Consider the following 12,619-nt stretch of genomic DNA (forward strand, 5'->3'; position numbering starts at 1 on the left):
GGATGTCCGACACCTCCCTTTTTCATGCCACGCCGGTTTTCCCGCGCGGCTTCCGCTGCGCCAGCCGCAACGTGGGGCTCAAGCCCAGCGCCCGCGATCTCACGCTCTTTGCCAGTGACGTGGACGCCGCCGCGGCGGCCGTGTTTACCCGCAATCATTTCCCCGGGGCGCCCATCATTCTTGGGCGGGAGACGATCAAGGGGGGTGTGCTGCGTGCCGTGATTGCCAACAGCAAGGTGAGCAACGTGGCAACCGGCGCGCGCGGCGTGGAGAATGCCCGCCGCATGGCCACGGCGGCGGCGGCCGAACTGGGAACGTCGGCCGATCGGATACTGGTGAGTTCGACCGGGGTGATCGGCGTTCAGCTCCCGATTGAAAAGATCGAGGCCGGCGTGGTCGGCATGACGGCCGAACTTCAGGGCGATCCCATGGTGGGCGCCGAAGGCATCATGACGACCGACACGCACCCTAAGGCGCTTTCCGCCAGCGTGGGCCCGGCGACCATCACCTGGGTCGCCAAGGGGTCGGGGATGATCGAGCCCAACATGGCCACCATGCTGTCCTACATCTTCACCGATGCGGCCTTTGATGCCGCCACGCTCGATCGCCTGCTTCGCGCGGCCGTGGCCCCCTCGTTCAACATGCTGTCGGTCGACACGGACACCAGCACGTCGGACACCTGTGCCCTGCTGGCGAACGGATTGGCCGGCGCCGTGGACGAAACGGAATTTCTGCGTGTCCTGATTGCCGGCTGCACCCGCATGACGCAGATCCTCGCCCGCGATGGCGAGGGGGCGGAACATCTCATCCGGGTCGAGGTGACGGGAGCCCTGACGGCACAGGAAGCACATGTGGTGGCCAAGTCCATTGTGAACTCACCGTTGGTGAAAACGATGGTTCATGGCGCCGACCCCAATGTGGGGCGCCTGCTGATGGCCGTGGGCAAGTGTTTCGACTGTACCATTCGCCCCGACACCACCGACGCCTGGATCAACGGCTTTCAGGTGGTAGGCCACGGCGAACGACTGGCCTTCGACGACGCCGTGGTGCGCACCACCCTGTCGCAGGAAGTGGTGGTGCTGCGCGTGGCGTTGGGGGTCGGGAGCGGCGACGCCATCGCCTACGGCTGTGACTTCACCAAGGGGTACATCGAGGAGAATGCCTCGTACTACTCGTCGTAAGGACGAGGAGTACGAGGTACCGGCACTACTCCGGAATCGCCGGCAGGTTGCCAAGATTGAGCTCCGCCACCTCGGCCACCCACTCGGTGAGTTGCTCTAGTTTGACGGCTTGGGCCGTGATGTCGAAATGCTGGACGAGGGCCCCCCGCGGGGAGATGTCGGCGAGGGCCGTGGCCTGCAGCAGAAAGAACCGACGCTTGTCTGGTGAGTGGCACGGGTACTGCAACTCGAAGCGCTCGCGCTTTCCGGCCAGTAATTCCCGCAGCCCGCGTCCCACTGCTTGCGCCATGGGATCATCGACCGACGCGTTGCAGATCGCGACGTAGTTCAAGCCAATCCCCGATACCAGTGCCGGCGCGGCATCGTTGGCCTGCGCGTAGCGGGTCCATTCGGCATTGGTCTGCACGATGGTGCCATCGGGGCCCAGCACGGCGAGCGACGAGGGGATGGAGTCGAGGATATGCTGCAATCGCTCTTCGCCCCGCTTCACCTCGGTCACATCGATGACGCTGACAATGACGCCGTGCGGCCCCGCCTCGCCCGTGAGATACGGCAGCACCTTGATGTGCAGGTGCGAGCCATCCGGCGCCTGCACCTCATGTGATTCCGGGACGGACCCGACCATGACGCGACGGCACATGCCCACGATATCCACGCCGGGAACTTTGGCGGCGATATGCTCCAGCGGCCGCCCGATATCCTGCGGCATCACGTTGAGCAACCGCAGCGCCGCATCGGTGAACTTGCGAATGCGCAACGAGGAGTCCACGAACAGCGTGCCAACGCCGGTGGTGCGCAGCAGGTTCTCGATATCGTTATTCAGGCTGATGAGCTCGGCGATCTTTTCCTGATACTCGGCGTTGACCGTCTGCAACTCCTCGTTCACCGACTGCAGTTCTTCGTTGGTACTCTGCAACTCCTCATTGGAGGCCAGCAACTCTTCATTGGTCGCCTGCAACTCCTCGTTGGAGGTTTCCAATTCTTCAATCGTGGCCTGCAGATTCTCCTTGGTGTATTGCAGCTCGTGCTCCAGCTGCGACAACCGGAGCGACGATGAGTCGTCGGCGGCAAATCGATCGGCCACGCCACCATCGAGCGGTTTGGGACCGCTCTCAAAGAAGATCACATAGGTCCGCTGCCGATCAGGGCCGATATCCAGTGGCCGGACATGCAGGCGCACCGTCGGTGCGTTCGGCTCCACCTCGATGCCTTCAAAGAGGACATCCCGGTTTTCCTTGGCGACGCGTGCCAGCGCCGCTCGAAGCGCCGCACTCAACTGGCGCGGCAGCAGCTTGAAGATTTCCAGCGTGGAGCGACCGGCCGGTACCTTGAGCAGTCCGGAGACATCCCCGAAGGTGTGCAGCAACTGGTAGTCCGCATCCAGCACCACACAGCGCAGCTTGAGGACATCCGTGAGTTCCTGGAACACGTGTTCCAGCAGCCCTTCATCGCTCGCCGAGCGCGACACATTGGCGCGCGTGGCGAGGACGGCCTGTTCGGCGGCGGTCGTCACCGAAAACGACTGCATCATGGGACGGCGCGGCCGTGTGGGCAGCGCTTCGGCCAGTGAATGACGCCCCGGCTGCAGGGCCTGATACATCTTCCACTTGGCGTCGACTACTTCAAAGAGCGAGGCCAGTGGCCCCAAGGTTTCGCTGGAGCCCAGAAACAGAAAGCCACGCGCGCGCAGGGCATAAGCGAGCAGCGCAATCACGCGACGCTGGAGATCGGTGCCCAGATAGATCAGCATGTTGCGGCAGGACACGAAGTCCATGCGCGTGAGCGGCGGATCCTTGAGCAGGTTATGGCGGGCGAAGATGACACGGTCACGCAACGCCCGGCTGACCTTGTAGCCGTCGCCGTCGGCCACGAACCAGCGCGACAGTCGCTCCGGCGTCATGTCGGCGGCGATGGAATCGCCGTAGCGGCCCGCGGCCGCAAACTCCACGGCATCCTGATCCACATCGGTGGCAAAGACGCGAATGCTGCGCGTCAGCTTTTGCCGTTCGAGCGCCTCGAGGAGCAGAATGACCACGGAGTACGGTTCTTCCCCGGTAGAGCAGGCGGGAATCCAGAGACGCATCTCCGCGTCGGGCGGCGTGTCGGCAATGAGTTGCGGGATGACCCGTTGCTCCAACAGCCGGAACGCTTCCTCATCGCGAAAAAACTTGGTGACATTGATGAGCAGATCGCGATGCAGCTGCACCAGTTCCTGCTTGGAATCCTCGAGCATCCGGACATAATCATCCCACCCCAGCCCGGGGTGCATGAGCACCCGCCGCTCGATGCGCCGGATGATCGTGTTGGGCTTGTAGCCGGTGAAGTCGGTTCCCAGCCGGTCCCGGAGAAGCCCCAGTACGCGCTGCACCTGTGACGCCGTCCCGGCCCCCTGCTCTCCACTGCTCAGCGCCCGCACGCCGCCGCGGCGCAGGAAGAATTGGGCAACCGTTGCGGGGATGTCACCGACGGCGAGCACCTGATCGGCCAGCCCCGTCGCCACCACACTGCGCGGCATGCCGTCGAACTGCGCCTCGGTGGGGTCCTGCACCAGCACAAGACCGCCTTCCGCCTTGAGCTCGCGTGCCCCGCGGGTCCCGTCACTGCCGGTGCCGGAGAGCACGACGCCCACCGCGAACTCGCCACGGGCATGGGCCAGTGACGCAAAGAACACATCGATGGGGAGATGCAGCCCGTGCCCGGCCGGCTGCTCCGACAGCCGCAGCTCCGCACCGTCGATGGTCATGTTGGTCTTGGGCGGATTGAGATAGACCGTGTCCGGTTCGATCCGCATGCCGTCTTCCGCCCGCACTACCTGCAACGTGGTGTGACGGCGCAGCAGCTCCACCATGAGCGACTTGTGATCCGGCGACAGGTGCTGCACCACTACGTACGCAATGCCGCGGTTGGGATCGGCGTTGTCGAAGAACTGTTGCAATGCCTCAAGACCGCCGGCGCTCGCCCCGATTGCGCAGATGGCCAGCGCCGGGGCTTCGCCGGGGCTGGCAATGTCGGTCACGCCACTATCCTGCACGGGAGTGCTCATTCGTCACGGATGAGTCAGAGGGCACGTTGGGAGGGCCATCAAGCACGCTGCGGACACGCGCGAGAAAATCGCCCGTGGTCCACGGCTTCTGGATAATGGGGGCATCACAGGGGGCTTGCACGTGCTGGCCGGTGTAACTACCACCGGCATAGCCCGTCACCCACACAATACGTGACTGCGCCGCGAACTGTCGAGCGGCTTCCAGAACTCGGGAGCCATCGCCGTGTGGCATCACGACATCGGATACCAGCAGATCGTACGGGGGCGCGTCCGATTCCGCCTGTCGTTGGAGGAGGGCGGCGGCATCGTTCCCGCTCACGGCTTCAGTGACCGTATAACCGGCCCGGCGCAGGACCCTGGCGGAGAGTATCCGGATCGCGTCGTCATCCTCCACCAGCAGGATGTGCTCATGGCCCAGACGGCCGCCGGCAGCGAACGCCACCGGGGCCTCCGCACCGGAGCGCATCTCGGCATCAACGGGGAAATGCAGGGCCACCGTGGTTCCCTCGCCCAGGTCGCTCTCGATCGATACACGCCCCCCCATTTGCTCCATCAGGCCGTATACCATGGACATGCCAAGTCCGGTGCCCTCGCCCACGCTCTTGGTGGTATAAAACGGCTCGAAGATGCGGGATAGCGTTTCCGCCGACATGCCGGTACCGGTGTCGGTCACTGTTACCACGACATGTCGGAGCGGATGCACGTCATGGGGGACGCCCGCGCCGACCCGTGCCGCGCCGGAGGCCGTGCGGACGAGGATGCGCAGGTCGCCTCCGCCCTCCCGCATCGCATCCCGGGCGTTGGTCGCCAAGTTGAGCAGAATCTGCTGGACGGCCGTGGCGTCCGCGAGCACGGAGGGCATATCGCCCTCCACCTGGCAGTGCACGACGATGGTTTCCGGGAGAAGGCGCTTCAGGATGCCGGAGACATCACGCATGAGTGTAACAATCCGGGTGGATCCCACTCGCAACTGTTCGCGGCGTCCAAAGGCCATGAGCTTGCGCACCATGTCCGCGCCGCGCTGGGCGGCGCGCAGCATCTCGGTGAGGCCTTCCCGGACATCGTGCCGCACTTGCTCGTCCGACAGCAACAGATCCGCATGCGCCAAAATGATGGTCAGGATATTGTTGAAGTCGTGCGCAATGCCACCGGTGAGCTGCCCCAGGGCTTCCATCTTTTGCGCCTGCCGGAGCTGCAGTTCCAACTGACGCGCCGCGGTCATGTCGCGAACAATGGCCACATGACGGCCCGGGATGATGTTGGCGCGGCTGGCATACTCCACTTCCACCATCGTGTTGTCCGCTCGGCGAAGCCGCAACACGCCTCGGCTGGCCCCTTCGCGCAGCAGTATGGCATGCTGTTCGTGCAACGCCGCGTGATCTTCGGGCACAACCAGGTCGATCAGCGAGAATGTGCCCGAGGGCTCGTCGGATGCCGCCATGAGCGTGTTGACGGCGGCGTTGGTGCGCAGCACACGCATACGGTCGTCGTACATGACAATCCCATCGAGCGCCCCATCAAAGACCGCCTTGAAGTGGGCCAGTGCCTCCTTGCGCTCCCGTTGCTCCCGGTGCGATTCCGTGGTGTCGAAATGCTGAACGACGGCTCCCGCGTGGCCACTGAGCGCATTGATGGACAGGCGGTACCATTGCTCTTCGTCGCTTGCCGGCAGGCGGTACTCCATATCGAAGGCGAGGGCCTTGCGAGTGAGTACCGAGCGCAGTCCGTCCCCTACCGCGGCGGCTTCGTGGTCACCAACGGCCGCAGAGCGATCACAGACATCGAGATAGCTGGCCCCAATGCCGGCGTTTTCCAGCGCAAGGCCGTTCTCGCGCGCCGAGACGTGCCAGCGGGCATTGCCGGAGAGAATGCGGCCGTCGCCGTCGAGAATGAGCAGACTGGCCGGGAGCGCATCCAGCACCTCATCGAGAGACTGTACGTGGCGCTCCAGATGCTCCGTGTGGGTGCGTTCCACGGTGACATCCAGCAGGCGTACCAGCCGTGCTGCGGTTCCCGACCACACGCAGGCGTTCCATGACGCCGCATAGACGTGCCGCTGCCCCTCATGATCGGCAGCGACCTCCACCGGAGACTGCTCTACAGTCGCCAGGTGCTGCAGGGCGCGGGGCTCGGACAGCAGCCGCTGGTCGAACGACGTGCTGGCGGCCAGCAGGGCCCCAGCCGCATCGAGCACGATGTGGGTATCAGGAAACGCATCGAGTGTAAGCTGGCCAGGCTCGAGGACTATCGGTTGGATCAATATCAGATTCCGGGAGACTGGCAGCAGTGACAGTAACCCAACGTCGGGCTTGCTTGTTGAATAGGGTGGCCTGCACGCCGTGGCGCAATGGGGTTTCCATATTCCGGTCGTGTAATACGCTTCACCCTTCGGACTCCTGCCACCACGTCCGGTAACTGCATTGACGCCGGCGAGGGTCAGCGCAACGTCGGTACGCGCCAGTGGCGCGTCTGCTGTTCGTAGTCGTACGCGAGGGAAATCAGCCGCGCTTCACTCCACGCACGCCCGAAAAACGACACGCCGGCCGGCAATCGATTTTGGCGGGTGTAGCCCATGGGCACGGTGATGGCCGGAAAGCCCGTGGTGGGCGAAAAGAGCTGACTGTTGTCGCCGTGCGGGGAATTGAGGTCCCCAATGAGTCGCGGGGGATTGCTCCACGTGGGGTACACCATGGCGTCGAGCTGCAGCGAATCCATGAGCTGGGTCACCGCCACCCGGAGGGCGCTACGCACCCGTTCGCGCGATTGACAGCCGCTGCTCTCTTCGGGCGCCTGGGTGACCTGCGCGGCGTCGCGCAAACGCGGCTCCACCGTGGGATGGAAGCGACGGCTGCGGAGAATCTGGTCGATGGTTTTGACTGGGGCATTGGGAGCGCGCGCCGCCAGGTACCGCTCCAGATCCGCCTTGAATCGGTTACAGCCGCCCTGCTGCAGACGCTGAATGGCATCGAGCGAGTCTACGGCGACCGTATCCAGGACGATGGCGCCGGCGCGGCGCAGATCGGCCACGGCGCGTTCAAACACTCCCTTCACTTCCGGGTCGAGCGTTGGGCGGTCGTAGGCCTGCCGCAGCACGCCAATCCGGGCCCCACGCAGCGCCCCTGGTCGGAGGGCGTCCAGATAGCTGACCGCACGACGGGCGTCGGCCGGTGCCGTGACCGTGTCGGCGGGGTCACTGTGGGCGATCACATCAAACACCGTCACCGCATCGGCCACACTGCGGGCCATGGGGCCGGCCACATCGGCGGTGGCATTGAGCGGGACCACACCGGCGCGCGAGGTGAGGCCCATGGTGGAGCGAATTCCCACCAGGGCCTGATGCGCGGACGGGCCGCGAATGGAGTTTCCGGTATCGGTGCCCAATCCCAACGTGCCAAAGCCAGCCGCCACGGCCGCCGCGGTGCCACCACTCGACCCGGCGGTCACCCGGTCCAGGGCGTAGGGATTCCTGGTGTACCCCGGCAAAATGGAGCTGACGGTTTCGTACGGGGTGAACGCCCACTCGGCGAGGTTGCTCTTCGCCAGCACGATTGCGCCAGCCGCCTTCACCTGGCGGACCATGGTGGCATCCTGCAGAGGCGTCCACCCTTCGAGCGCCAACGACCCGGCGGTGGTTTGCAGCCCGCGGGTCTCGAAGTTGTCCTTCACAATGAGCGGGATGCAGTGCAGCGGTCCCACCGGCTTCCCGGCGGCCGCGTGTGCATCGAGGGAATCAGCCACCTGCAGTGCCGCAGGGTTTACCAGCACGATGCTGTTGATGGCCGGGCCCTGTTTATCGAGCGCCTCGATACGCGCGAGATACTGCTGCACCAGCGAGCGGCAGGTGATCCGCTTCGAGGCCAACGCCGTACGTACCGTGTGTACGGAGGCCGTTTCGGCAGGAAACGTCGCGCGGGCCGGGCGCTGCGCGCTCAGTGCGACGGGGGCAAGACAGAGCAAAACAAAGGAGAGGCGCATGGCGGGAATATGCCGGAGGGGCAGAGAAAAGCCACTGCGGTGGGGGAACAACAGAAGAGCGGTTGAGGAAGACAATTGCGGTTGTCTTCCCCAACCGCTGTTGTCTTCCTCAACCGCAGTGGCAGTCCCGAACTGCAGTTGCAGTCCGAACCGCTTTTAACCTCAGGCAGCCTGCCGACGGCGGGCGTTGACCGACACCCGGTCGGGCTGACGTGTTTCGATGTCGCGGGTCTTGAAGCCCTTGACCACTTCGGTGAGGTGTGCCGACTGCCCCTGGAGCTCTTCGGCGGCGGCGGCGGATTCCTCCGCGTTGGCGGCCACCTGCTGGGTCACCTCGCTCATCACTTCCACGCCGCGGCCAATTTCCTTGATGCCGCGGGCCTGAAGTTCCGCGCCAGCCACGATCTCTTCGATGGTCGCCGACATGTGTTCCACGTGTTGCTTCGCGGCCGTCAGCTGTTCGCGTACGGCCTGCTCACGGGTGACACCGCCGTCCACGTTCTGAATTTCCTCGTCAATGAGGGCGGCGGTCTGCTTGGCTGCCTCGGCGGAGCGAATGGCCAGCGCGCGCACTTCTTCGGCCACGACGGCAAAGCCACGACCGGCATCACCGGCACGCGCCGCTTCCACCGCAGCATTGAGCGCCAGCAAGTTGGTCTGGAAGGCGATTTCGTCGATCGTCTTCACGATGCGCTTGGTGGCGTCGGCGGACTGCTTGATGCGTTGCATGTCGGCGTGCAACTCCTGCATCGCTTCCGAGCCGCGCAACACACTTTCGGTGGCCTGCCCCGCGCTGGCCTTTACCTCACCGGCCTGCAGGGCCGATTTGGCGGCAATGCTGCTAAGCTCCGACAACGACGCACCAATTTCTTCGGCGTTTGCGGCTTGCGTGGAGGCCCCATGCGCCAACTGCTGACTGCCCTCATTGAGCTGTTGTGACGCATCATCGACCTGGAAGACCGCAGCGCGCACCTGCCCCACCGTATTGGCAATCTGCCGAATCGCCACATTGAGCGATTCTTGTACTTGGGCGAACTCGCCGTGGAAATCGCCGTCCATGCGCGCTTCGAGATTCCGCTCGGCCATCTGCTCAAGCACGCGGCGTGCTTCGGCCAGCGGCGTAGCCACCGCGTCCATAACGCCCTCCACGCCGCGCAGCACCTCAACGTACCGCCCTTCCAGCTGCGCAACATTGGCCCGTACATCAAACCGTCCTTCCCGTGCGGCGGTGGCCAGACGATCAATTTCCTGCACGGCGTGGCCGACCGCATGTTGCGCCTGATCGCACGCATTCAGCGACGTCGTGCACTCCTGCGCCATACGATCCACGGCCTGCGCCACAACGCCCAGTTCATCACCGCTGGTGTCATCGAGCGGAGCGAACCGATGCGCGTCGACCTGCGCCTTCTGACCACGCGCCAAGGCCGATAGGGAGGTGGATACCGCGCTCACACCGTACTGTTGCAAGGTACCGATTTGCGTCGAAATGCGATCGAGACGTTCTCCGAGGGTGGTCGCCATGCGCCACGCGTACCACAAGCCGGCAACGAAGAACACGACGAAACTGCCCCAGATGAACCAGGAGGCGCGCGCGAACGAACTCTCGGTTTCCGCCTTGACCGTACCACTCATGGCCTGAATGCGGTCACCAAACGCTTCCATGCCGTCTTCCACTTCCGTGAAGCTGACGAGAAAGCGCTGGTAGAGTTCGGAGGACTTGGCCGGATCAGAGAGCGCCACTTCCTGCACGGCGCCTGCGGCGGCCGCATATTCGGAAACGCTTTTGCGCAGCGCAGGCATTTGCGCGGCAATGGGCGTGGCGGCGAGCAGCTTGTCGGCTTCATTGAGCGACGCCATGAAACGCGCGGCATGCTCGCCGAGCGCATCTTGCGAGGCCTTCACGGCCGCGCTGTCTCCGCGTTGGGCAGAGAATAGCGCTTCCAGCACATCGGCTCGCATGGCATCGTGCATCATGTCGCTATCCATCTGATAGCGCTGTGCGGTGTTGTTTTCCACAAGATCTGCCGTCGCGCCGCGGGCGAGCCGGAGCGAACCTTGACCAGCAACAGCGACTGCAAGAATGCCGGCTGCGCCAAGGAAGGCCACAGCGCGTAAACGCGCGCGAACAGTGCGGAGGGCAAACATTGTGTGGTACACTCGAGAGAACTACCGTGGGTGCGGCGGCGTCGCCGGCATGTTCAACGTGTCAGGGTTCCCCAGACACATCTGTCCTCTCTTAGGTATCGGAGGGGACGAAGCGGACTTTAGCGTCCGATTGCCAGCCCCCGTTTTCCGCCTCGATCCTCCCGAATTTTGCTTGCGTATATGATCTATTTACGGGTCCAGCGGTTGTCGGCCGGGTTCCGGTCGGGGAAGCGGCGCTGGGGGTCGAGTGTTACCGACTCAATGGGGCGGCTGCCGAACATGAGATCCACGGCATGCTGGCGCCGCCCGTCAAACCAGACCTCGACCGGCACCGTCACCCGCGCCGTGGTGGCATTGAGCATGACCGCGTTCTTCATGGGGCGAATGGCGGCCCCAGCCGGGGCGAACGTCACGTCCAGCACGACCGGCGCCGGCATCTGGCCATCGTGCGCGACCAGGACCCGCGTGCGGATCCCCATGGGCGTCACCTTGGCAATGCGGTGGTCCACACTCTCCGTAGTGAACAACCAGCTGTACCAGAACCAGCCGAGGTCGCGCCCCAGTGCCTTGTTCATGAAGAACATGTAGTCCCACGGGGAGGGGTGCTTGAACATCCAGGTGGTGGCCCACTCTCTATGGGCACGCTGCACCGCGCTGTCGCCCACAATACCACCGAGCGCCGAGAGCATGAGCGGGGTTTTGCTGTACGTGGTAAACCCGTAGTACTGCGGGCCCGCGTAGTTGGCGTTCCACATCATGGGCGGTTCGGCTTCGTTGCCACTGATGCCGCCATACTTCTGCCCTTCCCCATCCAGCACCGGCGGCTTCCCTTCGGCGTCAGCGTCGGAAAGGATGTTCATATACTGATTGAACCCCTCGTCCATCCAGCCGTACCACGTTTCGTTGTTGCCCACCACCATGGGCCACCACATGTGCCCCGTTTCGTGATCGGCGGCCCCCACGTTGGAGTTGATCACCATGGGGTACTCCATGCCGGAGCTGGGGCCGTCCTGCAGGGTGAGCTGCGGGAACTGATAGGGGAACCACAGCTTCGAGTAGAACTCGAGCGCGTGCCGGGTAACCGGGCCGGCCTTGGCGTACAGGTTGGCGCGCCCTGGCAGGTACACCATGTGGACCGGCACGGCGCCCTTGCCCGGAATGGTGGCGCGGGTGGCCTGCCACACGAACTTCCTGGCGGTGGCCCAGGCAAAGTCGTTCACGGTATCGGCGTGAAAGCGCCACGTCAGCCGCCCGGTAGTACTGGTGGCGGTGGCCTGCCCGGGCCCCACTTCCTCGGGGCCGACAATGGTGGTGATGTCGTCGGACTGCGTCACCTTGGTCAGCTGCGCGCGGGCCTTGGCGGTGAGGACATCGTTGGGATTCTGCAGTACCCCGGTCCCGCTCACGATCCACCCGGCCGGGACATCAATGTTCACATCGAAGGACCCGAAGTTGTTGTAGAACTCCGACGGTCCGAGATACAGCTCGCTGTCCCAGCCGCGCAGATCGTCGTACACGGCAACACGGGGATACCACTGGGTGGGCTGGAACAGAGAATCTGCCCAACGCTGGGTCATGCGATGTCCGGTGCCCGGTCCACCGGGGAGCTTATGCGACCACTCCACTTCCAGCACCGCCCTGGCGCCGGCGGCAATGGGAGTCCCCAGGCGAACACGCGCATTGGTGGAGCGGGCATTGAGCAACGTGTTTTCTGCGGCCGCAGCCGCGGCCGACTGCTGCTGCGTCTGAATGGCACGGGCCCCTTCGGCGCCGCCAACCACCGCCCCCGCCACGTTGACCGCCTTCCCGTTGACGGTCATGCGCGAAATGACCATGCCATCGGTGACTTCGGCTGGTGTCCAGGGAGCGGCATGCGGCGCATTCCCCAGGAAGTGATTGGGATCGAGCCGCAGGCCAATGCTGGCCAGCGCGTCCGGGCTGCTGTTGTGCAGCGTGATGCGGGCCTTCCCGGTCAGTCGGGCCGACGCCGGATCGAGCGAGACATCAATGGCGTAGTCAGTGCGCAGCTGCCAGTAGCGCGTCCCCGGGCGCCCTGTGGAGTCACGCGTGCCCGCCGCCATGGCTTTCCGTATCGCGTTCGTGAGCGGAATGTCCCGGCGCACCGCTCGTGGCGGCACCGACGTCGTCGAGGCCGTGGACGGTGTCCGTGCCGGCGCCTGCATGGCTGGAAGGGGTGCGACGCTGACAAGCACCGCAAGAACGGCGGCGCGGAGGGGAGAGGGCTGCATGGGAGACCCCGGAAGAGGCGCTGGGA

Annotated in this window: 6 protein-coding genes; 1 reads left to right on the top strand and 5 read right to left on the bottom strand. The window is 64.5% G+C overall.

All coding sequences use genetic code 11. The features are described from left to right. Positions 1-2 precede the first annotated feature (2 nt). A complete protein-coding gene (argJ, locus tag GEMMAAP_RS13140; protein WP_026848824.1) occupies positions 3-1,181 on the top strand; it encodes a bifunctional glutamate N-acetyltransferase/amino-acid acetyltransferase ArgJ in 1,179 nt (392 codons plus the stop codon). Positions 1,182-1,206: 25 nt separating this feature from the next. On the opposite strand, the gene GEMMAAP_RS13145 is transcribed toward argJ, so the two are convergent. From GEMMAAP_RS13145 to GEMMAAP_RS13165, 5 genes are all read right to left on the bottom strand, one after another. Beyond that, the gene (locus GEMMAAP_RS13145; protein WP_053333783.1) at positions 1,207-4,224 is read right to left on the bottom strand and encodes a chemotaxis protein CheB; all 3,018 of its coding nucleotides are present in this window, start codon (positions 4,222-4,224) and stop codon (positions 1,207-1,209) included. Then, on the bottom strand, positions 4,202-6,484 hold the full coding sequence (locus GEMMAAP_RS13150; RefSeq protein ID WP_082821307.1) for a hybrid sensor histidine kinase/response regulator: 2,283 nt from the start codon (positions 6,482-6,484) through the stop codon (positions 4,202-4,204). Before GEMMAAP_RS13150 ends, GEMMAAP_RS13145 begins: the two co-directional genes overlap by 23 nt. Positions 6,485-6,660: 176 nt before the next feature. Continuing rightward, on the bottom strand, positions 6,661-8,199 hold the full coding sequence (locus GEMMAAP_RS13155; protein ID WP_043579520.1) for an amidase family protein: 1,539 nt from the start codon (positions 8,197-8,199) through the stop codon (positions 6,661-6,663). 162 nt (positions 8,200-8,361) lie between these two features. After that, positions 8,362-10,305, bottom strand: a complete 1,944-nt coding sequence (locus tag GEMMAAP_RS13160; protein WP_053333781.1) for a methyl-accepting chemotaxis protein — start codon at positions 10,303-10,305, stop codon at positions 8,362-8,364. Between the two features lie 224 nt (positions 10,306-10,529). After that, a complete protein-coding gene (locus GEMMAAP_RS13165; RefSeq protein WP_026848820.1) occupies positions 10,530-12,593 on the bottom strand; it encodes a M1 family metallopeptidase in 2,064 nt (687 codons plus the stop codon). Positions 12,594-12,619: the final 26 nt, after the last annotated feature.

Origin of the sequence: Gemmatimonas phototrophica (genome assembly GCF_000695095.2) — a bacterium.
GTDB classification, from domain to species: Bacteria; Gemmatimonadota; Gemmatimonadetes; order Gemmatimonadales; family Gemmatimonadaceae; genus Gemmatimonas; species Gemmatimonas phototrophica.

What these genes read in the sequence shown, in the direction of transcription:
- argJ (WP_026848824.1), top strand. Translation starts at nt 3, where the DNA reads ATGTCCGACACCTCCCTTTTTCATGCCACGCCGGTTTTCCCGCGCGGC.
- GEMMAAP_RS13145 (WP_053333783.1), bottom strand. Translation starts at nt 4,224, where the DNA reads ATGAGCACTCCCGTGCAGGATAGTGGCGTGACCGACATTGCCAGCCCC.
- GEMMAAP_RS13155 (WP_043579520.1), bottom strand. Translation starts at nt 8,199, where the DNA reads ATGCGCCTCTCCTTTGTTTTGCTCTGTCTTGCCCCCGTCGCACTGAGC.
- GEMMAAP_RS13165 (WP_026848820.1), bottom strand. Translation starts at nt 12,593, where the DNA reads ATGCAGCCCTCTCCCCTCCGCGCCGCCGTTCTTGCGGTGCTTGTCAGC.